Source organism: Pseudomonas sp. S3_B08 (assembly GCF_054667725.1).
Window position 1 is genome coordinate 1546339 of record NZ_CP162750.1, and the last position, 23262, is coordinate 1569600.

Below are 23262 nucleotides of genomic sequence, written 5' to 3' on the forward strand. Positions count from 1 at the left end.
CTTTTACGAGGATAAGCGAGTGGCGAACAAGGGAATGATCGAGAAAGATCTTAACGATCTAAAAGGTATGGATCTTCAATGGGCCTTGGCGGTTTATGCCAGCGAAAAAAAAATCGCAAATCTTGGCCCGATGGGGCTCGGCGTAATTACCGGCGAAAAAATTGTTGTCGAGGGTAAAAACGGCGACTCAGATAGGCGCATTTCCGAAATCAGACCGTACTCGGACGAAGACCACTTTGAAATACTAAAGTCATTCGATCTTGATTTTGTTGAAGAAGGCATTGATTTCATTTACAGCGTCGAAGGCGTCGGTAAGTTCAAAAGTGTCCTCCAGTCTGATGCCAAGGCAAGAGCGATCATTGCTACTTGCACGGGCAAGTCGAGCATCCTGTTTCCGCAATAATTCATACGAACCATTCTAAACCGCCCATGTGGCGGTTTTTTTATGCCCGCAGGCAGGGCCTGCTCAACGTCTCTGGGAGACAGCAATGACCTTGAAATTCCAACTGGACAGCCTCGAAGGCGTCGACGAATCCGTTCAATCCATGTACGTCGAAAAGGACGGCAAGTTCGTTTTGAGCATCGAGGGTCTGCCTCAGCCTGAAGATGTATCAGGGCTGAAAAACCAACTCAGCACACTCCTCAATGAGGCCAAAGAGGCAAAGCGCTTGAAGCGCGAAGCTGAAGAGCAAGCGCAGCGTGATCGTGAAGAAGCTGCGCGTAAGTCCGGCAACGTGGAAGAGCTCGAGCAAAGCTGGTCCGAGAAATACAACCGCCGGGAAGCCGAGCTGACCGGTGCGCTGGAATCGGAGCGCAACACCCTGCAAGGCCAGATCCGGGATCTGACCGTGGGTCGTACCGCTACCGAGATAGCGACCACTCTGGCCATTCCGGGTAGCTCCAAGGCATTGCTTCCCCACATCGAACGCCGGCTCAGCGTTGAGCAGCGCGACGGCAAACCAACCGTCGTCGTGCTGGACGCGGCCGGCAAGCTCTCGGCGGCAACGCTGGACGAGCTGAAAGCAGAATTTACCAACGATCCGGCCTTTGGCCCGCTGATCGCTGGCAGCAAGGCATCCGGCGGCGGGGCCGGCGGTGCTGGGAAAGGCGGCGGGGCCGCAAAAGGAAACATCGGCGGCACCAAAGAGGAACGACAGGCCGCAATCGCGAGCCGGTTCCCAGACCTCCCTCAGAAATAAGGAAAATCACTCATGTCCCTGTCGCAAATGCAGGTCTTCAACGAATACGTAATGCCGGCGACCATCGAGACGCTGGATCAGATGCTGGTCGCGTTCAACGCAGCCAGCCGTGGCGCCATCCTGCTGTCGCCTGACGGTTTCACTGGCGACTTCCTCCAGGAGTCGTTCTTCCAGACCCTGGCTGCCGCCCAGCGCCGCGTCGATCGCTATGCCGCCAACGGCGCCGCACCGATCACCGACCTGACCGAGCTGAAAAACTCCTCGGTGAAGGTGGCCGGCGGTTTCGGCCCGATCCGCTACGAGCCATCGCAGATGACCTGGCTGGAGCGCCCAACCGCGCAGGGCATCGAAGTGGCATCGCGTGCGTTCGCCGAGATCCTGCTGAAGGATCAGTTGAACACCGCAATCGCTGCACTGGTCGCCGCCATCACTGCTCAGGCAGCGGCCGTGAATGACGTCTCTGCAACCGCCGGCATCAGCCAAGCGGCACTGAACAACGCTCACGCGAAGTTCGGCGATGCAAGTCAGTCGCTGGTCACCCAGATCATGCAGGGCACCACCTACCATAAGCTGGTCGGCCAGGCGCTCACCAACAGCGAGCAGCTGTTCCAGGCCGGCAACGTCCGCGTGGTGGACATCCTCGGCAAGATCTCGGTTGTCACCGACGCCCCGGCGCTCATGCAGACCGGTACGCCGAACAAGGAAATCGTTCTGTCCCTAGTGCAGGGCGCGGCGATGGTGCACGACGGTCGGGACATCATCAGCAACGTCCAGACCACCAACGGCAAGGAGCGCATCGAGACCACGCTTCAGACCGATTACACCTTTGGTCTGGGCTTGAAGGGTTACACCTGGGATACCACCGCCGGCGGCAAGTCTCCGACTGATGCCGAGCTGGCGACCGGCACCAACTGGGACAAGACCGCCACCAGCATCAAGCACACCGCCGGTGTGGCTCTGATCGGTGACGCCTCCAAGTAACCCTGACTGCTGAGCCGGGCTGCGTGCCCGGTTCCGCGAGGACATGATCATGAGCAACAAAATCTGGTATCTGCCCGGCCCGTTCCACCAGTATCGGGAAAACGTGAAAGAGCTGGCTAAGGAATACGGTTTGCGCATCGTCGACGCGAACGTCACCGAAGACCGCGAGGGTGAAGCTGTTGATGCGCCTGAAGTGACACTGCGACAGGCAGCTCCGGTGCCGGTCCTGGTGATCGACGGCCAAGGCGGTGTTGATGGCGCAGCGCTGCAGGAGCTGATCGACAAGTTGAATGCAGAGCGCGACAGCGTCGTGCTGTTGATCGAAGCGGCCGAGGGTCTCGCTCCACTGGAACATCCTGGCACCGGCGAACTGCCGATTCGCCTGTTCGATGCCTTGACCTCCATTCACGAAGGCATCGCCTCGCTGAAGAGCAAGCGTGATGAACTGCTGGGTGAAGTTGAATCGCTCCGCGAAGACGTCGCGCGGCTGACTCCTGCATCGCAGAACAATGGCTCAGCTCTCGACGAACTGACCGTCGTGCAGATCAAGGAACAGCTCGACGCCAAGGGTGTTGGCTACAAGGTCAACGACTCGAAGCCTGAGCTGCTCGCTCTGCTGAAGGCCAACCAGTAATACCGGGGGCTTCGGCCCCACTTATTCAAGCGGAGGCCTGATGGCTACCTACATCACCGTGGCGGACGTTGACGCCGAGCTCGGGCCTTCATGGGCGCCAGATGACAAGAAGGCCCGCGCCGTGCTGCAGGCGAATGCCTATATGACCTCGCTCAACCTGGTAGGCGTCGACATGGACGCCATTCCCGACGAGGTGAAGCAAGCCGGCGCCGAGCTGGCAGTTGTCGCCTCCGAGGGCAAGCTGTACCAGCAGCACACCGAGGGATCACTGGAAGCTAAGACGGTAAAAGCCGGATCGGTGACCACCAGTAAGACGTTCGCCTCGATCGACACCAGCAAATCCACTGCGCTGCCCGATGGCGTCCAGTTCGCGCTGGGGCTGCTCGCGCCATGGCGTGTCAGCGGCTTCAGCTTCAACGTGTACAGGTGACTCATGGGCCTACGTGAAGAGATCCAGGCGGATCTGGCCGAGGCCTTCGACACTGATCTGGCGGACGCCGTGAAGCCATTCAGTGGCGGCGTGACGCTGCCGGGAACGTGGGATCCGGTCAATGAGGTGGCGGGCGATCCTGTGGTCATCGCCTACACCGGCCGGGGCGTGTTCGACGCCTTCAAGATTGCTCAGGTCGACGGTGTGAACATCCGCGCCACCGACCAACTGCTGATCGCTCTGACCAACGAAACGATCGGCGGGGTACCGGACATCGGTCACAAGATCAACGATTTCGACGTGGTCAACGTCCAGACCGACCCGGCCGGCGCCCACTACGAGATCCAGCTGAGGAAAGTCTGATGACGAACAAGGCGGGGTGGAGCCATAGCCTCACGGACTTCGCCGATCAGGCTGGCGAGGACATCACCCAGATGGCGCGCGTCATCGCGACCGCCATGCTCACGGAGGTGGTGAACCGCTCGCCGGTGGGCAACCCTGACCTGTGGCAGGCCAACGTGGCGTTGCGCACGAAGAACGTGGCGTTGGCGGATGCCTATGACGCGAACGTCGACGCCCGCAACGCGGCGCGCACTGGTGGCCGGGCCTTCAAGAAGCTGACCAAGCGCGAGCGCGAAGAGAACTACTTCGTCAAAGCGCAGGCAGCGGGGAAGGGCTACATCGGCGGAACGTTCCGAGGCAGTCACCTGGTATCGATCGGCGCGCCCGACATGACCGTGACCGACAACATCGACCCGTCCGGCCGCGAAACGATCAGCAAGGGGAGCATGCTCATCAAGGCATCAGGCCAGTTTCCCGTCATCTACATCCAAACGAACAGCCCCTACGGCGAGATGCTGGAACTGGGGCATTCCACGCAGGCGCCCGGCGGGGTTTATGACCTCGCGTTCATCGGCGTATCCGAGGCATACAAATGACCTTCGAGCAGATCAGAGCGCTGATCACCGCGCGCATGGTGGCCTTCACTGGCATTGAACAGGCGCGGATCGATTACCCAAATCAGCCGGAAGTGTTCACGCCGCCGGCTACCGGCCTCTGGTGCCGCCTGAATATCCAGTACGCCTCGGCATTCATGGCAGGCATGGCCGACCGACCGCATACCCGCAAGCCCGGGCAGATCAGCATTCAATGCTTTGCCCGCGAGCGCACCGGTACCAAGGCCATCAACGAACTCGCCGACGCGCTCGAAGCGCACTTCGCCTACTGGATGTCCGGCGACCTTGAATGCATGGAGGCCAGCCAAGTGGTCGCCGGCGAGTTCGAGGGCTTCTACCAAATCAACGTCAACATCCGGTTTCGCGCCGGCTAAGGCAGTCCGCAATATTGGCGAAGCGCAAACCAGCGAGGTGATACTCCCAGTTTCTTTGCAGCGTCTGCGCCACCGCGATATTTATCCAGTGTGTCCGCTTTTCCTTCTGGCCACTCAGAGAAGGCATGAACGATTATTGCTGATGCCTTGTGGAGTTCGACACCGTTCAAACCGTTGCTGTAATACTCCTGAGTCATTTGCCCAAGTGGTTCGAGCCGGAGGAAAAACTGGTGCCTCCAATGCTCCTCATGACTTTCACACTCTCTCAGAGTCAGCTTTTCTTTAATTAAGCATTTTGTTGATTTGTACTCCTCAATCAGTCGAGCGCATGTCAGCCAAGCAAGTCGATCAGGAGCCGGCGGCCTTCCAGCGGGTGTTCCCTCGCATAAGGCCGAAAATGCTCGCTCCAAGCTTGACTTCGCATGATTCAAAAGATGGGTGTTCTTGCGATCTTTCGAAGCCTTCCGAATTGCCCATCCTGCGAAGACTGCTGACAGTCCGCCAGCGATTGCTGCAGAGGCTTGTGAGATATCGACAACAAGCTTCCAGGTATCGGCATCCATCAGCGCTATCCCTTATTCCGTAAGTAAGGGCTCGATCCTAAGCGATGAAAGTTCATCTGTTCTACAGCCAGCCCCGCCATGAGCGGGTTTTTTTATGCCCGCGAATAGGAGGCTCCAATGAGCTCTGGCGCAAAAGTTGTAAGCCACATCATTGCGGAGGTGACGCCCGGCGTCACTCCCACCGGTACCTGGGACACGCTGCGCCTCACCGGCAACGCGCTGACCCCGACCGTCAACACCGAAGTCAGCGATGAAATCACCGACACCCGCCTGAGCCAAGGCTCGGTGGCCACCAGCATCGATATCGGCGGCGATTTGACGGCGGAGTTCTCGTTCGGCTCCTTCGATCAGTTGCTCGAAGCCGCCTTCTACGGCGTATGGACGGCTGACGTGCTGCGCGTAGGCGATACCCGCCACACCTTCAGCATCGCCAAGGGCTACAACGACGTCGGCGTCTATGGCGTGTTCAAGGGTGCGCACGTCTCGACCTTTGCACTCGACATCCCGTCGGAAGGCAAGGTGACCGCCACGTTCAACATGGCGTGCCTGGACTACACCGATGGCGACACGCCGATTGTCGTCTCGCCGAATGCGCCGACCACCACCCCGTTCCTGTCGAACAACAACGTCGGCACGATCTTGGTTAACGGCCAGTCGCTCGAAGGCGTGGCCTGCGTCTCGGCCATGACCGTGAATCTGGACAACAGCCTGCAGACTCAGCGCTGCCTTGGCTCCGATCGCCTTGGGCCGGGCGCGCACATCGCCACCGAGGCGGCGGTCACCGGCAGCATCACGCTGGCCTGGTCGAAGCGCGCGTGGGAGTTCTGGAAGAACACCTTCACGCGGACGCCGATCGCAGTTGTGTTCCCGATCACCGACTCGCTGGGCAACAAATACACGTTCAACTTCCCAGCAGTGGAAGTGGACGGTGAGCTGCCGAATGGTGGTAAGCGCGACCTGATCGAGGTCACGCTCAACTACACCGTTGCCAAGCTCAGCCCGACCATCACTCGCGCTCCGTTCGTGCCGGTGACAAGCGTCTCGGTGGCGCCTACGACCGCATCCATTGCGGTAGCCGCGACTCGTCAGCTCACTGCGTCGGCGTTGCCGGCCGAAGCCGCGCAAAACGTCACCTGGTCCAGTTCGGCGCCGAGCGTTGCCACTGTCAGCTCCTCCGGCCTGGTCACTGGCGTTTCCGCTGGCTCCGCGACTATCACCGCTACCAGCGTGTCGGACGTCACCAAAACTAGCACGGCGGCGATCACCGTCACTGCATAAACCAGCTCGACCTTTGGCTGCCTCGGCATTCACGCCGGCCGGGGCGGCCCTTTTATTGGCGCGGCGTTGAGGAATTACCATGGCTCTGCAATTGGGCAAAAAGAAGCCGGCAGTCACCGGCGAGCGCTGGGCGAACTTCGACAAAGAAACCAAGGTGCTGCTGGCCGGTATCGACAATCCTGAGTATCAGGTTGCGCTGGAGCGCATGCGCCGCCGCATTCAGCGCAACGATGCGCGCTTTGAAGAGGGGCAGGTTGGCGTGGTCGCCGGCGAGAAGACCGAGCACCAGAATCATTCGATGCTGCTGGCAAGCTTCGTAGTGAAGGACTGGGATGGCGTGCTGGACGCCGAGGGCAACCCGATCAAGTACAGCCCGGCGATTGCCGCTGAGCTGCTGGAAAACAATACCGAGTTCTTCATCTTCGTGCTGCGCGAAGGCGCGCTGGCCGCCAACGATGCCGCCGAAGAGCGGGCAGAGTCGGTGGGAAAGCCCTTTCCCGCTTCGAGTGGGAGCAGGAGTGGGGCGGCGAAAGCGAAAAGCGCCGGGCAGTCTACGCGCGCCTGAAGCTGGCGGTACCGGATGAACCAGAACGAGACCCGATCACCGCGTATCTGCTGAACCTGTACCGCAATATCTGCCGTGGGCGCCGGTACATCACCGGCATGGCCGGGGCGTTCCCGCTTCCTCTATCGGCGCGGGAGATCTCCGACTGGCTGGAGTCGCACCCGTCGCCACTGCCGCGTGATGAGGTTGACGATGTGATGTTTGCGCTGGATGCCTTGTGTTTGGCGGTCGATGAAGGATAACCACAGTGCGTGACTCTAGCCCGATTGTCTCGGGCTATATCTATGGCTTTTTATCCTGTTTTTCGGGCGCCGGAGGCGGTGCAGGCGGTGTGGACGATGGTAACGGGCGACGAAGTACACCTGGTTGAGTGAAGTTTTCAGGGCTGTACGTCAATTCACCACTTCTGATCTTACGCAGTATTTCCTGTTCGGCAGGAGTCATGCTGGCATCTCATCCTTGTTTGGGTTTTTCAGACGAAGGTGGGGGAGGCGGAGCTTTTGGAGTCGTAGTAGGCAACGCGGTCCTCTGTCCGGTGGGGTTGATATTTAGTCCCTCATTGCCGGTTAGAAGCCCTTTGTGCAGGAGCTCATTGGGTTTAGCGTCGTTTTGATTATTCATAAATCCACACCTCAGTTTAGGAATTCAACCCATTGAATATCTGTAGCGTTGATCATGATGGACTGCGTCTCGGGGCATTCTAGACGATCGCCCCCTGTTATCCATGTGGGAGAGGATACCAAATACACGCCCGTGCTTTTGGAGCTTGGATAGGCGTCGAGATAGCCCATAAGTCGCCGGCTGTCGGAGAAATGCAATACTACACCGCAGTTGGCCATAGCTTTGTGGATGTGCACAGCGTCATCTTGGGACGCTCGAGTCGTCAGCTTAAACGTGCGCGCAATGCTGAAAGCCGTATCGTTATTGCAGAGATAAGCAAGAATTAACCCTATCGTGGTTGCAACGGCTAGTGCCCACAGGTCCGCCGACGTGTTATCCCAAGTACCAAAATCGTAATAATTGCCCAGCACGTAGCACAGTTTTTCTATCCCTGACACAATTATTTGTACTACTGCAGTGCCAATGAGTGCCTGGAGTACTCTGTCAACGGCTGTTGGTTTTTGCGCTTCTGCGAACCAGTAGAAAACAAGCATCGCCAGAAACCCTGGCATGAGCTGCTTAAGTACTGGGACCAGATCTGCTGATATGCCGTCCATGGTTTTGAGTTATTCCTTCGGAAACTTCTTGCGGGGAGTCGGCCCTTTTGGCGAAGCAGTGCCATCCTGCCACTCATCTAGAACCTTGATCATGGCATCCATTACCGCTGCGTTAAGGTCCCTTTTGGTCACGGGTCTGTCTTGATCAAGTGACGCCATCAGCTTTTCTTTCGAGATGCCGCGCTTAATGGGCATTGGTTCGGTAGCAGGTAGATAGAAAGGGTGTTCGGGATTCAACCGATCCCTGTCACTGATACCCATTTCATCAGTATCGCCGACGCTGCGCTCAAGCCGCGCAACGATTTCGGCGGTAAGAGAGCGCCGATTCCGCTTGGCGAGAGCTTCAAGCTCATCCTTTAGGGATGCGGGCATTCGAAAATTGACCTGAAGGTCTACACGGCTCATTTGGTGGCGCCTTTCACTGAAAGTAAAACGAGTAAAAGGATGAAGCACTTTGCTATAGACGGCAATAAAGCAAAGTGCTTTAATAAAAACCAAGCAAAGTGCTATACAAGGAGTGAGCTGATGAGCAGGAAAGATCCGCAGTTCAATTTGAGGTTGCCGGAGGAGGTGAAGGAGTGGGTAGAGCAAAGCGCGAAGGAGAATTGCCGGTCCCAGACCGCAGAGATTGTTTTCTGGCTGACGGCGGCAAAGAAGCGGCAAGAGCAAGCAGCAGCATGAAAATGAAGCAGCCCCAGTGCGGGAACACTGAGGCTTCGGAAAACGAGATCAACTTCGAGGAAGAAATCGTCATGTCGAATATTAGCACAGCGGTCTCCAATGTCATCCCGTTTGATTTTCGCGGCAATAGCATCCGTGCGGTGTCCATTGATGGTCAACCATGGTTTGTTGCATCGGATGTTTGCCGAGTTCTTGATGTGGCGAACACAACCCAAGCAGTGCAGTCGCTGGATGAGGATGAGCGGTCTATGTTCAACATAGGTCGTCAGGGGCAGGCCAACGTGGTGAACGAGTCAGGCCTATACACGCTGATTCTGCGCAGCCGTGATGCTGTTAAGAAAGGCAGCAAGCCACACGCATTTCGGAAATGGGTTACCGCCGAGGTATTGCCCTCAATTCGCGAGCAAGGCCATTACCTTGACGAGCATGCAGTCATGGGAGACCTCGTCGGCGCCGTCATCGGCACCAGCGGGGAGAACGTACTCGATCGCGTGATTGATCAGAAGGCATCACCAGTACCTCATTCGCTCCAGCGCAGCTTCAAGCAGACCATGAAAAGTCGTTTGCGCTCGCGCTTCAATGTGCATCGCACTGCGCTGATTCCGGCTGAGTGCTTGGCCGACGCCTGCAACTTCGTTGCGGCCTACGCTCTGGAAGGCGAGTGGATCGGTCGTCCCGATACCGAAGGCTTGTTCTTCAGCAATCAGGAAGTCGGCCACATTTATTTGCTGATGAGCCGCCACTACTGCCTTCAGGAAGACCGGTCGGCAATCCTGTCTTCGGCGCGCACACTCGATTCGCGCGTGCTGATGAGGGTTTTCGACCAGATCAACGAGGGGCGAAGTTCGTTCGCCGCGCTTGATGCTCGGAGGTCGGAAATTTACAGCATCTACCGCGCAAATGGCTGCTCACCCGGTGGTTATGCAATTGTTGCTTGATCTCAATTGAGCCACGACCCCGCACCTGCGGGGTTTTGGCGCTTCCCTCGGATGGTGGTAGATTGCTGCCATTAATCAGGGAGGTTTGGCATGCAAAACGATACCGGTCCACTGGGAGTGCTGGTCCTGTTGTTCGTGGGGTTTTTGGTCTACTTCATGCCAAGTCTCAACGCGCGCCACCGCCGGCATCCAAATTTCAACTCGATCCTCCTGTTGAACCTGTTCCTCGGCTGGACGCTAATTGGCTGGGTGGTCTCTATCGTGTGGTCCGCATCGTCCATTGCACCGATTGAACCAATCAGGGTTCGCCCTGAGGCTGAGCCTTCTGAGGACAAGTATCAAAAGATAGAACGGCTCGGCGGGCTAAAAGAGAAAGGCCTCCTCACTGAGACCGAGTACGAGGCTGAAAAAGCCAAAATCTTGCAGAGCTGAATGCCTGCACAAATGACCCGCTTCGGCGGGTTTTTTTATGCCTGGAGAAAGCTATGGCTCAAACATCACGCTTGGTTTTGGAGATTGATAGTCGGGACGCGGAACAGAAAGCTGCGGACACGCGAAAGGCTCTGGAAGCGCTGGAAAACGCCGGCCTTCGCGTCAAGCCTGCGATGGATAAGGCCGGCAATGGTATGGAGGGAGCAGGGAAGAGTGCCGATAAGGCCACGAAATCCTTCGCATCCGAACGAGATGAAATCGAATCACTCCTTGGCCGAATCGATCCGCTTACAAAAAAACTAGGGGAGCTTGACCGCCAAGAGCAGGAACTGGCTCGTCATCGCGCTTCCGGTAACCTGGACCTCGATACCTACACTGATTATCAGTCGAGAATCAGTGCAACCCGAGCCGAGCTCACCCGCTTCAACGATTCCATGACTCGCACGGGCAACACCTCAAAGCAAACAGCCGCCGCAATGAGAATGCTGCCGGCTCAGTTCTCAGATATTTTCGTCTCGCTTCAGGGAGGGCAGGCACCGCTGACCGTTTTCCTGCAGCAAGGGGCTCAAATCAAAGATTCGTTTGGCGGTATCGGTGCGGCCTCCAAGGCGTTGGGCGGCTACCTGCTGAGCCTTGTTAACCCGTTAACTGTTGCCGCGTCGGCAGCGGGCGCGCTGGCGCTGGTGTATTACGATGCCGAAAGAGAGGTAAGTGCCTTCAATAAGGCTCTGTTTTCAGGTTCGGCAAGCTCTGGACAGACGTCGGCAAGTCTTTCGAAAATATCAAAGGACACCGCGACAATCACCGGCAACTTGTCTCAGGCCAAAGACGCCGTGGTGGCACTTGCCGCCAGCAGTGGGCTCAGCCAGGTTCAATTCAAAAATCTGGCCGAGGCATCAGCTTCAATTTCAGGGTTTACCGGGAAGGGCGCTGCCGAAGTCGCCAAGTCTTTGGGGGATATGGGCGACAACGCTACCAAAGCGGCCGAGAAGATAAGCGCTCAATATGGTCTGCTCACATCCGCACAGTACGAGGTGATAGTCGGGCTAGAGAACCAGGGCAAAAAGCAGGAGGCGCTTGATTCGCTCAGTGAGTCTCTGAACCAAAATGCCCAGGAGCGTCTGAAAAAGTATCGTGAGTCGCTTTCGGAAATCGAGCGGGACTGGAACGATATTGGCACCGCCATCAGCAACGCTTACTCGAATGTCAAAAGCTCCCTTTTCCCAGACCTTAATCAGGAGATTGCGAATCTGGAGAAGGTTCTGGAGGGGCGCAAGTCCGGTGGCTTTCTGTCGGGCTTCTTCAGTGATGAACTCGGCCCAGACAGCCAATCGACAAAATTCATTGAGGCGCAGCTCAAGTCTTTGAAGCAGCAGCGTGATGTAGCAGCCTCAAAAGCTGAAATAGACGCCGCAGCTACACGCCAGAATCAGGACCGTATCGCCGCTGAGAGCAAATGGAATGCCCTGTCTAAAAAGGAGCTTGGTGATCAGGCAAAGCTGGCCAAGGACATCGCGGATGCGAGAAGGCTTGGCGTTGAGGCAGGCAGGTCGCAGGCGGAGATCGACAAGGTCGTTGCTGACATTCAGACCAAGTTCGACAAGAGCCAGCCAAAGGCAAAGGCATACACCGAAAACGCCGGCATAAAAGCGCTCGATCAGGCCAAGCAGCAATACGCGGTATTGCTTCAGCAAAATTCGCTGATCGGGGCGCAAGGGGATGGCGTTCAAAAGCTCGGGGCCGCGCAGCAAGCGCTTATCAAGTGGGAGCAGGAACTCGCTGACATCAAAGGAAAGAAAACGCTGACCGCGGATCAGCAGTCGCTTTTAGCGAATCAGCAGTTGATCACAGCTCAACTCAAGCGCAACGCGGGTCTGGAGAAAGAGAACGAACTCAAAAAGATCTCGACTGACCAGACGCAGAAACTGATGGCATTCCAGGAGAATTTAAATTCACAGCTCAAGCTTGCGCAAAGCGGGTTGAACGATAAGTTGGCCGGCGCAGGTTTGGGGGATAAGGCTCTTCAGCGGTTGCAGGAGCAGCAGCAAATCCAGCAGTCGTATCAGTCGCAGATGGATCGGCTGACCTATGATTACAACAAAGGCGATAAGTCCTCAGGCAGCACCGAGCTGTACAACCAGCAAACCGAAGCCCTCCGCTCAGCGCTGCAAGCCCGCCTCGCCATGCAGCAGCAGTACTACACTGACGTGGATAAGGCCCAATCGGACTGGGCGCTCGGCGCTTCGTCGGCATTTCAGACCTATTCGGAGCAGGCGCGCGATGTCGCCGGACAGACCCGCAACCTGTTCACCAACGCCTTCAGCAACATGGAAGACGGCATCATCCAGTTCGTGAAGACCGGGAAGTTGTCGTTCAAGGATCTGGCGGACGGCATCATCGCTGACCTGATCCGCATCCAGGTGCGACAGGCGGCGGTGGGCATCTTCGGCACCGTCTTCAGCGGATTGACCGTCGGCGCCTCAGCCGGCAATGGCCTCGCAGCCGGATCTGCCGGCGCAACGTCTTCCACGCTCGGCGCATCTGCCGCTGGCTACGGCTCGAAGTTCGGCTTCTCCGACGGCGGCTATACCGGCGACGGCGGCAAGTTCGAGCCGAAGGGCGTTGTGCACGGCGGCGAGTTCGTGGTCCGCAAGGAAGCGGTGAGCCAGCCGGGCGCCCGGGAATTTCTCGAGCGCATGAACGCGAACGCCAAAGGGTACGCAGATGGCGGCTACGTTGGCGCTACCGCTGCGGCATCGACCTCCAATGTCGTACCGATCTCGTCGGGCTCGTCCACTGCTCCGGTCATCCAGCAGAGCTTCAGCTTCCAAGGCACGCCAGATGACGCGACCGTCAACATGGTGCGCGAGGCGGCAATGCAGGGTGCCAAGGGCGGCTACGAGCTGGTCGTGCGCGACCTGAAAATGAACGGAACCATCCGCCAGCTGATCGCGCGGCGCTAAGCAATCTAAGGAGTACTGCATGGCTCTCACGTGGCCGGCTTCGCTGCGCCCGTCAGAAATGACGTGGGGCATCGTCAACAACAGCAGGGCGTTCACCTCGACGCTCTCGAATGCCCAGCAGATCGTCGGCTACCCGGGCGCTTACTGGCAGTGCACCTTGACCTTCGGACTACTCACCAGAGCCCAAGAGCGCGAGCTGTCGGCGTTTATCGGGAGACTGGATGGGATGTTCGGCACCTTCAACCTGCCGGCCTTCACCCGCCGGCGAACCAACAGCGTCGGCGCGCTCTCAGTGGTCACCGGCAACGCGCAAGCGCGGTCGATGGTCATCGGCGGCGCGCCGGCGAATGCTGCTGTGTTCGCTGCTGGCGACTACATCACCATCGCGGGCGAGATGTTCGAGATAACCGATGCAGCGTCGGCGAGCGCGCAGGGCAGGGTGACGGTTTCGCTCAACAAGCGGATCCGTAGGACGCTCACAGCCGGTACCGCCGTCGAGTACCTCAACCCCTATTCCGAAATGCGCATGACCACCGACAGCTGGGCGATGTCCGTAAAGCCGGTGATCGCCAACGGCAGCTACCAATTCAGGGAGGCGTTCTGATGCCATCAGCATTCCCGTTCAGCCAGAGCGTGGTGAACATCATCGCGACCGGCCGCTTCATGCCTGTGTACGCCGTTCAGCTCGACTTCGTCGACGGCATGGTTTTCGCGCACACCGGTACCGGCGATCTGGTGATCGACGGCATCACCTACCTTGGCGTGGGCAATTTTGGCCAGGTGAGCCAGTCGCAGGAGAGCGACAACTCAGGTTCGCCCATGTCGGTGGAACTGACCCTGAGCGGCCTGGATGCCTACATCCTTTCCGAAACCAACGTCCGAGGCTGCCGTGGGCGAATGGCCAAAGTCATGTTCGTGGTGTTCGACGAGGCCGGCAACTACGCGGCGGACATTCTGTTTTCCGGCCGGATGGACGCGGCGAAGTTCTCTTTCGCCGGCAATGGCGAGGACGGCAACAGCATCACCGTCCCGGTTATCGATCGCATGGCCGAGTGGAGCCGCACCGGTACCGAACGATTCACCGACGAAAACCACCGCGCACGCCATCAGGGCGACCGGTTCTTCTACGCCATCGCCCAAATGTCCGAGTGGCCCATTTACTGGGGCTCGAAGAAGGACGCACCGACATTCACCTATGGAAGCTAGCCATGCGCTACCGAGACTGGACAACCCGTCTGAACGAAACGATCAAGGCCGCCCAAGAGCGGCCTTTTTCATGGGGCGAATTTGACTGCTGCCTGTTCGCCGCCGACTGCACGGTGTCGGTGTGTGGCGTTGATCCGGCGGAGAACTATCGGGGCAAGTACACGACGGAAACCGGTGCCAAGCGGCAGCTGAAGAAACAGCACGGCAGCCTTGAGGCTGCATGGGATACCCATTTTGCCCGGGTGCCGCTGCCGTTCATCCAGCGCGGTGATGTCGTGCTGTACGACGCGCCCGGCGGCCGAAGCATGGCCGTGTTCTGGGCAGGAGATTACTGGGCGGCGACCGATGACGGCGCCGCCCGGGTTGAGTGCGAGCCACTGGCCGCGTGGAGAATTGAATGAGCGGCGGCGTTAAAAAACTCGCATCGGTCGTCATTGGCGCGGTGGTTGGTTTTGCTCAGGGCGGACCATGGGGCGCGGTCGCGGGCGCAGCGCTTGCCTTTTACGCCGCCGAGCAGCAGGAAAAGCTGAACACCAAATCGCCCCTGCGCGACAACGAGCCGTCTGCCCAGACCGTACGCTCCTCGAAGGCACCCGTGCGGTTCATCCTCGGTCGCGTCTCGACCGGCGGCGTGCTGGTGTGGGCGCAAGAGCAGTCCGGCGATCAGGGCGAGGGCGAATGGCTGCACCTGGTGTACGTGCTGTGTGAGGGCGCAATCGAAGCCCTCGAAAACATCTACCTCGGCGAGGAAGAGATCGGCGCGTTCGGCCCGCTGGCCAGCTACGAGCTGGTCGTCAATCCGACTCAAGTCAACGCATTCCTGAAGGCAAACTGCCCCGACTGGAAAGACTCGCAGATCGGTCGCGGCCTGTCCTACGTGCGGGTTTCCCTGCGTTACAGCGCAGAGAAGTTTCCATCGGGCATCCCCGACACGCGTTTTGTGGTTCGTGGCCGGAATGATATCTACGATCCGCGCACCGGCGCGGCGGGTTACAGCGCAAACACTGCGCTGCACCTGCTCTGGTTCCTGCGCAACCGCTGCAACGTGCCGGACGATGAAATCGTTTTCGAGACCTTCGCCAGCGCGGCCAACGTCTGCGACGAAGGCGTGACCAATGCCGACGGCTCGACGAGCCAGCGGTATCGCACCGGCTGCGTGATCGGCGCGGACGAGCAGCGCACCGGCGTTCTCCAGAAGCTGGAAGCGGCGTCTGGCGGGCATTTGATTCGTGTTGGTGGCCGCTGGATGTTCCAGGCTGGCGCCTATTACGGCCCGTACGACTTCGAGATCACCGAGGACATGGTGATCGGCACAGTCACCGGCAGCACCGAGCCTACCAATGACACCGCGATCAACACCGTACGCGGCACCTTCATTGATCCGGAGCAGTCTTGGACCGAGACGGATTACCCGGAAGTCAGCGTAGCCGAATGGATCGTTGAGGACGGCGGTGAGGCGGCGGAGACGCTGACCTACTCCTATGTCACCAACCCCTACCAAGCGCAGCGCCTGGCGAACATGGAGCTGCGCCGGCGCCGCGCCGGTGGCGCAATCAGCATCCCGATGAACTTCGCTGGCTACAACTGCCGGCCGGGCCGCGTGGTTCGGGTGAACCTGCCGTCGCTGAACATCCTTGGCGAGTTCATCGTCTCCGACTGGTCGATGGGCGATCGCGAGGGCTGCACGGTTCAGGTCAAGCAGTACGAGCCTGCGATCTTCGATGACGCTGTCGGCCAGCCGTACAACCCGATTGGCTTCATCAATCTGCCATCCGGCGGATTGGGCACGCCAACGAATCTCGCGTGGACGCAGGACACCACGGCCGAGGTGACGCAGGGCGTTCTGTCGTGGACGCCTCCTGCTGGCGTGGTGAAGGAGTACATCGTCATCGTGCGGCAGGGGGCAACCGCGATTCAGTCGCACAACGTGCCTGCGACATCGACGGAATGCGCCATCAATGGCTTGCCGTCCGGCAACTACACCATGAGCGTGGCGGCTGCCGGCCCGATGGCGCGATCAGGAGAGGTGACGATCACCGTCAGCATCAACGGCCCGCCCATTCCGGAAAGCTGTGTGGTGCAGTCCTCGATCGACAACATCGTGCTGATTCCCAGCAACGCGCAGAACGGGCTGAATGGCGGCACCTATGAGTACTTCTTTAGCACGTCGCCGACTGCTACTTCGGATGACGCCGAATATTTAGGGCAGGGGCTTTCTTTTACGCACACTGGTCTGGGCTTCTGGACGAACTACTACTATTTCGTCCGCTCCTCCAATGCGTACGGGAAAAGCTCGTTCCTCTACGTGCCCGCGCAGACCTCGAACGATGTCTCGGCATACTTGGCGGCGCTTCTCGGCAAGATCACTCGCACCGAGCTGGGCGAGGACGTCCTGAGCGAAATCGACAAAATCCCCGGCCTTCAGGATCAAATCTACGCGCTAGATGGCCTCTCTGCTTACAAGCCTGACCAGGTCTATGAGGCCGGGCAAATGGTGGTCGAAGATGGGCGCATCTACCAAGCGACCGAGCAGGTGCCGATCAGCACTCCGCCGCCTAATGCCGATTACTGGCTGGATGTCGGTCAATCGATCGAAGCGGCGAACGGCCTTGCCCAGCAGGTCGCGACCAACACCGCCGAGATTATCGAACTCGACGGCGAGGTCACGGCTCAAGCTACAGCCTTCGAGGCCCTTCGCGCCTCCTATCGAGACGATGACGGTGCTGGCGATCTCGCGGACGCGATCAAAAGCTATACCAACACGGCGGCGATTGCGTCCGAATCGAAGGTTCGCGCCTCCCAAAACGAGGCAATGGCGAGCCGTGTAACGACCTTCGACGCGAAAATCGGCGAGAACGCGGCGAACATCACCGAGCTTGAGCAGGTGGTGGCCACGAACGAATCGGCGACCGCGACGAAGATCGACCAGTTGAATGTTTCCGTTGGGGAGAACTCGGCAGCGATTCAGCAGACGTCCACAGCCTATGCGGACACGGCGGGTAAGCTGAACACGATGTGGTCGGTGAAGATGCAGGTCACAGCCAATGGGCAGTACGTCGCGGCGGGCATTGGGCTTGGCATTGAGAACACCGGGGCAGGATTGCAGAGCCAGTTCCTCGTCAGCGCTGACCGCTTCGCCATCGTCAACACCATTGCCGGCGGCGCCATTTCGGTGCCGTTTGCGGTAGAGGGTGGGCAGGTCTTCCTGAATACCCTTTTTGTGAAAGACGCCTCGATCGGAAACGCCAAGATCGGTTTCTTCATCCAGTCAGACAACTACATCGCAGGTGTTCAGGGCTGGCGCATCGACAAGGCTGGCAACTTCGAGCTGAACAGCCCGCTGGGCGGTGGCGCTCGCCAAGTCATCAACAACAACGGCGGCAAAGTGTTCGACGAGAACGGCGTGAAGCGCTATCAGTGGGGGAATTTGAACGCATGAGCTTCGGCATAAGGATATGGGGCGCCGATGGGGCGCTCCAGCTGGATGAGAACTCATTCACGATTCGCGTCGTGCTCTCGGTGCAAGTCACGTTTGCACTGGGGGCCAGCAAAGGAACGCAGGATTTCGCCGTTCCCGGCGTAGGTCCTGGCAACGGAACCGCAATCGTGATCCCGATCGGTAGCTATTCGCAGAACCAAATGCAGTTCGAAACCGAGATGCTCGACGGAGTCGTCCGCGTCTACAACTACACCCGGACGTACGCGGCGAGTACCACGTCTTCCGGAACCATGCGCTTGATAGTAATGAGGTGGAGCTGATGAGCTACGGCGTTCAGTTCACAAACAACAATAACGTCGTGACTTTGGATTCAGAGTTTGCACGGCTGATGGTCATTGCTTCAGGGCGATACGCACCAAACCAAGAGTCTGGGCTTGGCTCGGTTACCACGTTTGCACGCCCAGTTACTTCGCAAGAGCCCCCGCTGGTATTCGTGCGACCGGACACTATCAACGGGGTGGCGGGGCTTTGCCGGATGAGCCTTCTGGGCTCTGCGGGTAACTGGACTGGCTTTTATGTCAGGGCGTACGACGTCAGCGTTGCCGGCCTGAATGGGCGTTATTTTGTTGCCGCCTTTGGTGCCCAGCCTGTTGCTCAATACGGGATGCGCTTGTGGGATGGCGCCGGGAAACTGCTTTTTGACTCAGGCACGCCGAACGCAACGTTTACCCGTGCATTCCAGAACTGGACGTATGTTCGCTATGACACCACGCCTCAGGGCCTGACGCGAATCTTCTACAGCGTTCCGTTCAACTTCCCCGAGAACGAGTTCATGTTGCTGAACACATTCGGCATGCCGATGACTTCGGGCAGCGGCATCCCTCGCGATCTTTATTGCTGGTGGGATTTTCCCAACAACACGCTCTACGCCATCACCATTGCGGCATCGAACCCCTTCGCTTTCTTCCTGCCGGCAGTGTTCGCAAAACAAGCCGCATAATCCCATTTATAGGATGCACACCATGCCCTGGTACAAATCAGGAACGGTTTCTGTCACCCAAAATTCCAATGCGGTGATGGGCACGAACACCGCGTTTATTGCCAACAGCCGGGTCGGCGATGGTTTTCGCGGGCCGGACGGCCGTTGGTACGAGGTGACCAACATCGCGAGCAATACGGCTCTGTCGATCACGCCGAACTATGAAGGCCCGACAGCGGCCGGTGGCTTTTACTCAATCATGCCAGTGCAGGGCTATCAGAAGGATTTGTCTGACCAAGTGCGTGCGATCCTCAACAACTACGGCGATAAGCTGGCGGCGCTGGGCACCACAGGCAACTACGAGATATTGCCGCTGGAGAAGGGTGGGACCGGGAGCAGCAATCCAGGAGAAGCACTTACCGGACTAGGCTTCTCGGATTTCATGAAAACGATAGTTGATGACCCCAACGCTACGGTGGCTAGAGGAACCCTTATTGCCGCCAAAAGCGGGCCGAACTCGGACATTACAGAGCTGAATGGCCTTACCAAACTGTTGACATTGGCACAGGGCGGAACAGGCAAGACGTCTATGGGGGCCGCCGCGATTGGTCCGGTGAGTCAGGTCGGGGGAGTTCCAACAGGCGCCATCTTCGAAACCGGAGTCAATAGCAACGGTCGCTATACCAAATACGCGGACGGACGGATGTACTGCGAGGCGACGATCCCGAAGAATCCATTCGCTGTTACATCAGGAATCGGATCTCTCTTCTATGGTTTTACCGGCCTCTGGACGTATCCCGCTCCGTTTGTGGGTGGAACACCCTTCAGCATCTGCATGCCTATCGCCAATGGACAAATCATTTGGGGGGTCAACAGAGCTGTCAACCAGACAAACTCGGCTGTCGAGTTCGTAATACTCAGCGTGGTTTCTTACACGCAAGACACTACTTTTATCATGCGTGCCTGGGGGCGCTGGTTCTAATGAACATCAATCTTTCTCCGCAGCGCCGCGATGACTCTCTTGCTGTGTCAGTGTCGGGTGACGTTTTGAGCATCAATGGCGAAGCGTTCGATTTTTCAAGAATGGTCGACGGCGACACCCTTCCTGCATCGGCCATCAATTCCGAATGGTTTGTTGGTCAGGTGAACAGAACGGGACAGGAATTGGAATTAACGCTGATTCTTCCTCTGCCAGCCAACTACAGCCCTGAACAGGCATTTCCTGCGCCGCTGTTCAATGTTCGAAACGGCCCAGTGTTCTTGCCTAAACCTTTGCCGGCCTCTCTGGAGTCTTTGGCTGTATCAGAAGGAGATGTGGAAGCATGAATATTGATTGGTCACAGCTGATCACGAAAGCCGCAAAGGAAGCAGCAGTTGCTGCCCAGCATCTTGCTGATGTGATCGCGGAAAACTCTCGGCGTCGGGAGATTGCGGACAAGGCTATCGCGCCGCTGCAGGACGCCGTTGACATCGATGATGCCACTGAAGTGGAAGTCGCGCTGCTCAAGGCATGGAAGAAATACCGGGTCGCGCTAAACCGCCAACCTGATGAGCCAGGTTATCCCGACAACATTGTTTGGCCTGTCCAGCCCAGTTGAGTTGATCTGTACCCGAGCCCGCAATTACGCGGGTATTTTTTTGCCTGGAGAAAAGTGATGCCTGTTACCGAAAAAGACCGCGACATCCTCGCCCGCACGATTTGGGGTGAGGCGAGAGGCGAGGGACCCGCTGGCCAGATCGCCGTGGCCTGGACGATCTGCAACCGCGTGTTCGATGGAAAGGAAAAGTCGTGGTGGGGGGAGGGCTATGCCGGCGTCTGCCAGAAGCCGTGGCAATTCAGCTGCTGGAACAAGACCGATCCAAATTATCAGTTCCTGATCGGTGTGAAGCAGATCCCGTTCCTCGAGCTGGCGCAGTGCCGTATCGCTGCTGACAGGTCATCGATGGCAGGGTGCAGCACCCAACAGGCGGGGCCACCCACTATTACGCCACCAGCATCAAGGCGCCTGCATGGGCGGCAAAGGCCAAGCAGACATTCAGGCTCGATCACCACATCTTCTTCAAGGATGTGCCGTGAGGCAGCCGCTATCTGTTGCTGAACCCAAAGGCAGGAGGCGGCATGGTAGGTGTAGAACTAAGTAGGTGGCGTTCTCTCTAAAGAAAATTACGATATTTGAGAGGGGCTGAGTAATAGGCGGTCCTCACATCCACGCCTAAGAATTCTTGAGTTCCTCTTTGTTATCTTTAACTTTATTTCCATGTTGGTCTGCCCAATATAACAGTTTGGCCCTGATGTGACCCGAGAGCCGGCTCTCAAGATAGTGATGAGAGATAGTAGCAAGAAGCAATGCAACTGATGTGGTGAGAAATACATGCGACCATGTGTGCGTCAAATCTGGTCGTCCCAAAGTTGTTATCAATTTTGACAATACTTGCTGCGCTATCGGGTGGCAAAGGTAAAGCGAGAAGGATATCTTGCCTAGCCATAATAGGACTGGCGGGGCTTTGATAGACTCAACGGAGCGGGATATTGAAAGCAGGATGAAAGCAATAGCAAGTGGTCCGCCCCACTGGTCCATTCCATGAAATTTGTAAAGGCCCGAGTAGGCGCACCAAATTGCGAATGCCACGGCTATTAGCGTGATTGAATAATCGACATGGCCACGCGGTAGTCTCAACTTTGAGCTGAATGCGAGGCCCGCGATAACTCCGGCTGGGAATGTCCAGAGCATTGGATTGGTTATCAGATTTAAGTATCGCGACTCGAAGCCATAGTTGTTCATTGCGCTCGTTGAAACATAGCCCGTAGTGATAAGTGGTAAAATAATAAGAGATGCTACTAGCCAAAGCATCGCCACAGTCCAGCGATGCTTGCCAGCCATAAGGCAGAGCCCAAATACTAGATAGAAATACATCTCGAAATTGAGCGTCCAGCCTACGCTCCAAGGCATGTCAAAAAAAGGCGGATTATTAGAGTTGATTGGTATGAAAATAAAGCTAAGAAGTATTTCTTTAAGGTGTGTCGGAGCGCTTAAATACTCTCCATTTTTAACTAGCAATAAGCCTGTAATTGCTACTACTAGATAGACTGGAAGTATTCTCGATCCGCGCTTGATTAAAAACTTGATAGTGTACTTCAACGTTCCATCAGCGTCCCTAGTCGTGTAGGCCATGATGAAGCCGCTGATTAAGAAAAAAAGATCCACTCCCATCGCACCTGGAAAGAAAACGGCTTCAGCTGGCCCTTCACTCGGTGTTCCCAGTAGAAAGTATCGGGCATGCGTGAAGACCACCAATATAGCTGCGACGCCACGCAGGCATTGAAGCCACTCCAAATTCCTCGTTTCCATGTTGTTCCTTTTTAAATATATATCGGCGTTGATTATACGTAGCCAACTCTGAGTGGCCACTGGGTACGGGCCATTTGTAGTGAGTTGCGGTCTATCACCAGTGGAGAAACTATGTCTATCACTACGCAAAATTTGCTGCTGATTCTACCGAACGCCCGCACCCAAGCGGGCGTTTTTGTTTCCGCCCTGAACACTGCCATGCAGCACTACCAGATCGTCGGCCCAAAGCGCGTTGCCGCGTTCATCGCTCAGATCGGCCATGAATCTGGCCAGCTGCGCTACGTCCGTGAGATCTGGGGGCCGACCGCTGCCCAGCGCGGGTACGAAGGCCGTGAAGACCTGGGCAATACCGTGCCGGGCGATGGCCGGAAGTACTGCGGTCGTGGCCTGATCCAGATCACCGGCCGGACGAACTACGCCAAGTGCGGCGAGGCGCTGGGGCTCGATCTGATCAGCCACCCGGAACTGCTTGAGCTGCCGCAGCATGCCGCTATGTCGGCGGCGTGGTACTGGAAGCAGAAGGGCCTGAACGATTTGGCCGATCAGGATCAATTCAACATCATCACTCGGCGGATCAACGGCGGGCTGAACGGTCTGGCCGATCGGCTGGAGCTGTGGGAGAAGGCGCGCGAAGTGCTGGCGTGACCGCACCGCGCTGATGTTGATGGCTCTGAGCCACGCTTGCGGCGCCATCGGCCTTGAACCATCATTCCTTTTTGATGATGGCGTTATGTTCGTGGACAAGCGACTCGCAGGGCTTTCGTTTTTGATGACCCTCGTTTGGGTTACGGTCGTCCTAGCAGTGATGTATTGGATGTCGCGCTGAATATAAAGGGTAAATAGTTGTGGAAGGCGTAGTGATGGGCGACAAAATGCAGCGAGAGGCCGATCGCCTGCTGGCGCAGATCGTCCGGACAGATTCGATGATCACTGCAGTGAAGGCGGGAGCACGGGCTGAAGGTTTCGTGCTTGGGCTGGAAACCGCCGGCGCATTGCGCTCCGGCGATGCTGAAAGGCTCTACATCATTTTCGAAGCTGCTCTGGTGGAGCACCTGAAAACCTTGTCGCAACGATGAA

Annotated in this window: 30 protein-coding genes and 1 pseudogene; 27 read left to right on the forward strand and 4 right to left on the reverse strand. The window is 57.6% G+C overall.

The window, feature by feature from the left end; translation table 11 throughout:
- Positions 1–34 precede the first annotated feature (34 nt).
- From AB4N73_RS07125 to AB4N73_RS07160, 8 genes are all read left to right on the forward strand, one after another.
- On the forward strand, positions 35–403 hold the full coding sequence (locus AB4N73_RS07125; protein ID WP_460143147.1) for a hypothetical protein: 369 nt from the start codon (positions 35–37) through the stop codon (positions 401–403).
- Between the two features lie 85 nt (positions 404–488).
- Complete coding sequence (locus AB4N73_RS07130) at positions 489–1199, forward strand: hypothetical protein (protein ID WP_460143148.1); 711 nt, start codon at positions 489–491, stop codon at positions 1197–1199.
- Between the two features lie 12 nt (positions 1200–1211).
- Positions 1212–2180, forward strand: coding sequence for a major capsid protein (locus AB4N73_RS07135; protein WP_047297589.1), 969 nt, complete (start codon positions 1212–1214; stop codon positions 2178–2180).
- A gap of 49 nt (positions 2181–2229) precedes the next feature.
- Positions 2230–2814, forward strand: a complete 585-nt coding sequence (locus AB4N73_RS07140) for a hypothetical protein (protein WP_460143149.1) — start codon at positions 2230–2232, stop codon at positions 2812–2814.
- A 40-nt stretch (positions 2815–2854) separates the two neighbouring features.
- The gene (locus AB4N73_RS07145) at positions 2855–3244 is read left to right on the forward strand and encodes a protein singed (protein WP_460143150.1); all 390 of its coding nucleotides are present in this window, start codon (positions 2855–2857) and stop codon (positions 3242–3244) included.
- A gap of 3 nt (positions 3245–3247) precedes the next feature.
- A complete protein-coding gene (locus tag AB4N73_RS07150) occupies positions 3248–3607 on the forward strand; it encodes a hypothetical protein (protein WP_064361197.1) in 360 nt (119 codons plus the stop codon).
- Positions 3607–4182, forward strand: a complete 576-nt coding sequence (locus AB4N73_RS07155) for an HK97 gp10 family phage protein (protein ID WP_401186931.1) — start codon at positions 3607–3609, stop codon at positions 4180–4182. The genes AB4N73_RS07150 and AB4N73_RS07155 overlap by 1 nt, the downstream gene beginning before the upstream one ends.
- Positions 4179–4574, forward strand: a complete 396-nt coding sequence (locus tag AB4N73_RS07160; RefSeq protein ID WP_210555653.1) for a phage tail terminator-like protein — start codon at positions 4179–4181, stop codon at positions 4572–4574. The genes AB4N73_RS07155 and AB4N73_RS07160 overlap by 4 nt, the downstream gene beginning before the upstream one ends.
- Here AB4N73_RS07160 and AB4N73_RS07165 read toward each other — a convergent pair.
- Positions 4571–5137 (reverse strand): hypothetical protein, encoded by a 567-nt coding sequence (locus AB4N73_RS07165; protein WP_236169782.1) that lies wholly within the window; start codon positions 5135–5137, stop codon positions 4571–4573. The genes AB4N73_RS07160 and AB4N73_RS07165 overlap by 4 nt on opposite strands.
- A gap of 117 nt (positions 5138–5254) precedes the next feature.
- On the opposite strand from AB4N73_RS07165, the gene AB4N73_RS07170 reads away from it, so the two are divergent.
- The 3 genes from AB4N73_RS07170 (at position 5255) to AB4N73_RS07180 (ending at position 7222) form a co-directional block, all read left to right on the forward strand.
- Complete coding sequence (locus AB4N73_RS07170) at positions 5255–6415, forward strand: phage tail tube protein (protein ID WP_460143151.1); 1161 nt, start codon at positions 5255–5257, stop codon at positions 6413–6415.
- A gap of 79 nt (positions 6416–6494) precedes the next feature.
- Positions 6495–6980 carry a hypothetical protein gene (locus AB4N73_RS07175; protein ID WP_460143152.1) on the forward strand — a complete coding sequence of 162 codons (486 nt, stop codon included), beginning with the start codon at positions 6495–6497 and terminating at the stop codon, positions 6978–6980.
- Positions 6981–6982: 2 nt separating this feature from the next.
- Entirely contained in the window at positions 6983–7222 is a 240-nt protein-coding gene (locus AB4N73_RS07180; protein ID WP_460143580.1) for a hypothetical protein, read from the forward strand.
- A gap of 390 nt (positions 7223–7612) precedes the next feature.
- Here AB4N73_RS07180 and AB4N73_RS07185 read toward each other — a convergent pair whose 3' ends face one another.
- Positions 7613–8197, reverse strand: a complete 585-nt coding sequence (locus AB4N73_RS07185; RefSeq protein WP_460143153.1) for a DUF6338 family protein — start codon at positions 8195–8197, stop codon at positions 7613–7615.
- Positions 8198–8206: 9 nt separating this feature from the next.
- Positions 8207–8602, reverse strand: coding sequence for an Arc family DNA-binding protein (locus AB4N73_RS07190; RefSeq protein WP_460143154.1), 396 nt, complete (start codon positions 8600–8602; stop codon positions 8207–8209).
- 120 nt (positions 8603–8722) lie between these two features.
- Between AB4N73_RS07190 and AB4N73_RS07195 the strand changes: the two genes are divergently transcribed.
- The 14 genes and pseudogenes from AB4N73_RS07195 to AB4N73_RS07260 all read left to right on the forward strand — a co-directional run bounded on the left by AB4N73_RS07195 (position 8723) and on the right by AB4N73_RS07260 (position 20912).
- Entirely contained in the window at positions 8723–8878 is a 156-nt protein-coding gene (locus AB4N73_RS07195) for an Arc family DNA-binding protein (RefSeq protein ID WP_273899890.1), read from the forward strand.
- Complete coding sequence (locus tag AB4N73_RS07200) at positions 8875–9816, forward strand: BRO-N domain-containing protein (RefSeq protein WP_460143155.1); 942 nt, start codon at positions 8875–8877, stop codon at positions 9814–9816. Before AB4N73_RS07195 ends, AB4N73_RS07200 begins: the two co-directional genes overlap by 4 nt.
- 90 nt (positions 9817–9906) lie before the next feature.
- Positions 9907–10248, forward strand: a complete 342-nt coding sequence (locus AB4N73_RS07205; RefSeq protein WP_460143156.1) for a superinfection immunity protein — start codon at positions 9907–9909, stop codon at positions 10246–10248.
- A 53-nt stretch (positions 10249–10301) separates the two neighbouring features.
- Positions 10302–13211 (forward strand): phage tail tape measure protein, encoded by a 2910-nt coding sequence (locus tag AB4N73_RS07210; RefSeq protein ID WP_460143157.1) that lies wholly within the window; start codon positions 10302–10304, stop codon positions 13209–13211.
- Positions 13212–13230: 19 nt separating this feature from the next.
- The gene (locus AB4N73_RS07215) at positions 13231–13815 is read left to right on the forward strand and encodes a hypothetical protein (protein ID WP_460143158.1); all 585 of its coding nucleotides are present in this window, start codon (positions 13231–13233) and stop codon (positions 13813–13815) included.
- Positions 13815–14417 (forward strand): hypothetical protein, encoded by a 603-nt coding sequence (locus AB4N73_RS07220; RefSeq protein WP_064361186.1) that lies wholly within the window; start codon positions 13815–13817, stop codon positions 14415–14417. The genes AB4N73_RS07215 and AB4N73_RS07220 overlap by 1 nt, the downstream gene beginning before the upstream one ends.
- A 2-nt stretch (positions 14418–14419) precedes the next feature.
- Complete coding sequence (locus AB4N73_RS07225) at positions 14420–14818, forward strand: DUF6950 family protein (protein ID WP_460143159.1); 399 nt, start codon at positions 14420–14422, stop codon at positions 14816–14818.
- Entirely contained in the window at positions 14815–17856 is a 3042-nt protein-coding gene (locus tag AB4N73_RS07230) for a phage tail tip fiber protein (RefSeq protein WP_460143160.1), read from the forward strand. The genes AB4N73_RS07225 and AB4N73_RS07230 overlap by 4 nt, the downstream gene beginning before the upstream one ends.
- Before the next feature lie 8 nt (positions 17857–17864).
- Positions 17865–18176: a hypothetical protein gene (locus tag AB4N73_RS07235; protein ID WP_460143581.1), complete on the forward strand. Its 312-nt coding sequence runs from the start codon at positions 17865–17867 to the stop codon at positions 18174–18176.
- The gene (locus tag AB4N73_RS07240) at positions 18176–18856 is read left to right on the forward strand and encodes a hypothetical protein (protein ID WP_064361147.1); all 681 of its coding nucleotides are present in this window, start codon (positions 18176–18178) and stop codon (positions 18854–18856) included. Before AB4N73_RS07235 ends, AB4N73_RS07240 begins: the two co-directional genes overlap by 1 nt.
- Positions 18857–18878: 22 nt before the next feature.
- Entirely contained in the window at positions 18879–19817 is a 939-nt protein-coding gene (locus AB4N73_RS07245) for a hypothetical protein (RefSeq protein ID WP_460143161.1), read from the forward strand.
- Positions 19817–20161, forward strand: a complete 345-nt coding sequence (locus tag AB4N73_RS07250) for a hypothetical protein (protein WP_460143162.1) — start codon at positions 19817–19819, stop codon at positions 20159–20161. Before AB4N73_RS07245 ends, AB4N73_RS07250 begins: the two co-directional genes overlap by 1 nt.
- Entirely contained in the window at positions 20158–20433 is a 276-nt protein-coding gene (locus AB4N73_RS07255) for a tail fiber assembly protein (protein WP_460143163.1), read from the forward strand. Before AB4N73_RS07250 ends, AB4N73_RS07255 begins: the two co-directional genes overlap by 4 nt.
- 57 nt (positions 20434–20490) lie before the next feature.
- Positions 20491–20912: pseudogene (locus AB4N73_RS07260) on the forward strand (cell wall hydrolase).
- Positions 20913–21048: 136 nt separating this feature from the next.
- Here the strand turns inward: AB4N73_RS07260 and AB4N73_RS07265 are convergent.
- Positions 21049–22185, reverse strand: a complete 1137-nt coding sequence (locus tag AB4N73_RS07265) for an acyltransferase family protein (protein ID WP_460143164.1) — start codon at positions 22183–22185, stop codon at positions 21049–21051.
- Between the two features lie 111 nt (positions 22186–22296).
- Here AB4N73_RS07265 and AB4N73_RS07270 point away from each other — a divergent pair, with 111 nt between their 5' ends.
- Complete coding sequence (locus tag AB4N73_RS07270; protein ID WP_375123609.1) at positions 22297–22830, forward strand: glycoside hydrolase family 19 protein; 534 nt, start codon at positions 22297–22299, stop codon at positions 22828–22830.
- A 215-nt stretch (positions 22831–23045) separates the two neighbouring features.
- Positions 23046–23261 (forward strand): hypothetical protein, encoded by a 216-nt coding sequence (locus tag AB4N73_RS07275; protein ID WP_189691314.1) that lies wholly within the window; start codon positions 23046–23048, stop codon positions 23259–23261.
- Position 23262 lies beyond the last annotated feature (1 nt).

Coding starts and splice junctions, on each gene's coding strand:
- AB4N73_RS07200 (WP_460143155.1), top strand. CDS start 8,875: ATGAAAATGAAGCAGCCCCAGTGCGGGAACACTGAGGCTTCGGAAAAC.
- AB4N73_RS07130 (WP_460143148.1), top strand. CDS start 489: ATGACCTTGAAATTCCAACTGGACAGCCTCGAAGGCGTCGACGAATCC.
- AB4N73_RS07160 (WP_210555653.1), top strand. CDS start 4,179: ATGACCTTCGAGCAGATCAGAGCGCTGATCACCGCGCGCATGGTGGCC.
- AB4N73_RS07135 (WP_047297589.1), top strand. CDS start 1,212: ATGTCCCTGTCGCAAATGCAGGTCTTCAACGAATACGTAATGCCGGCG.
- AB4N73_RS07185 (WP_460143153.1), bottom strand. CDS start 8,197: ATGGACGGCATATCAGCAGATCTGGTCCCAGTACTTAAGCAGCTCATG.
- AB4N73_RS07225 (WP_460143159.1), top strand. CDS start 14,420: ATGCGCTACCGAGACTGGACAACCCGTCTGAACGAAACGATCAAGGCC.
- AB4N73_RS07240 (WP_064361147.1), top strand. CDS start 18,176: ATGAGCTACGGCGTTCAGTTCACAAACAACAATAACGTCGTGACTTTG.
- AB4N73_RS07220 (WP_064361186.1), top strand. CDS start 13,815: ATGCCATCAGCATTCCCGTTCAGCCAGAGCGTGGTGAACATCATCGCG.
- AB4N73_RS07265 (WP_460143164.1), bottom strand. CDS start 22,185: ATGGAAACGAGGAATTTGGAGTGGCTTCAATGCCTGCGTGGCGTCGCA.
- AB4N73_RS07275 (WP_189691314.1), top strand. CDS start 23,046: ATGGGCGACAAAATGCAGCGAGAGGCCGATCGCCTGCTGGCGCAGATC.
- AB4N73_RS07195 (WP_273899890.1), top strand. CDS start 8,723: ATGAGCAGGAAAGATCCGCAGTTCAATTTGAGGTTGCCGGAGGAGGTG.
- AB4N73_RS07230 (WP_460143160.1), top strand. CDS start 14,815: ATGAGCGGCGGCGTTAAAAAACTCGCATCGGTCGTCATTGGCGCGGTG.
- AB4N73_RS07215 (WP_460143158.1), top strand. CDS start 13,231: ATGGCTCTCACGTGGCCGGCTTCGCTGCGCCCGTCAGAAATGACGTGG.
- AB4N73_RS07145 (WP_460143150.1), top strand. CDS start 2,855: ATGGCTACCTACATCACCGTGGCGGACGTTGACGCCGAGCTCGGGCCT.
- AB4N73_RS07150 (WP_064361197.1), top strand. CDS start 3,248: ATGGGCCTACGTGAAGAGATCCAGGCGGATCTGGCCGAGGCCTTCGAC.
- AB4N73_RS07205 (WP_460143156.1), top strand. CDS start 9,907: ATGCAAAACGATACCGGTCCACTGGGAGTGCTGGTCCTGTTGTTCGTG.
- AB4N73_RS07270 (WP_375123609.1), top strand. CDS start 22,297: ATGTCTATCACTACGCAAAATTTGCTGCTGATTCTACCGAACGCCCGC.
- AB4N73_RS07170 (WP_460143151.1), top strand. CDS start 5,255: ATGAGCTCTGGCGCAAAAGTTGTAAGCCACATCATTGCGGAGGTGACG.
- AB4N73_RS07155 (WP_401186931.1), top strand. CDS start 3,607: ATGACGAACAAGGCGGGGTGGAGCCATAGCCTCACGGACTTCGCCGAT.
- AB4N73_RS07250 (WP_460143162.1), top strand. CDS start 19,817: ATGAACATCAATCTTTCTCCGCAGCGCCGCGATGACTCTCTTGCTGTG.
- AB4N73_RS07165 (WP_236169782.1), bottom strand. CDS start 5,137: ATGGATGCCGATACCTGGAAGCTTGTTGTCGATATCTCACAAGCCTCT.
- AB4N73_RS07210 (WP_460143157.1), top strand. CDS start 10,302: ATGGCTCAAACATCACGCTTGGTTTTGGAGATTGATAGTCGGGACGCG.
- AB4N73_RS07140 (WP_460143149.1), top strand. CDS start 2,230: ATGAGCAACAAAATCTGGTATCTGCCCGGCCCGTTCCACCAGTATCGG.
- AB4N73_RS07125 (WP_460143147.1), top strand. CDS start 35: ATGATCGAGAAAGATCTTAACGATCTAAAAGGTATGGATCTTCAATGG.
- AB4N73_RS07255 (WP_460143163.1), top strand. CDS start 20,158: ATGAATATTGATTGGTCACAGCTGATCACGAAAGCCGCAAAGGAAGCA.
- AB4N73_RS07175 (WP_460143152.1), top strand. CDS start 6,495: ATGGCTCTGCAATTGGGCAAAAAGAAGCCGGCAGTCACCGGCGAGCGC.
- AB4N73_RS07245 (WP_460143161.1), top strand. CDS start 18,879: ATGCCCTGGTACAAATCAGGAACGGTTTCTGTCACCCAAAATTCCAAT.
- AB4N73_RS07190 (WP_460143154.1), bottom strand. CDS start 8,602: ATGAGCCGTGTAGACCTTCAGGTCAATTTTCGAATGCCCGCATCCCTA.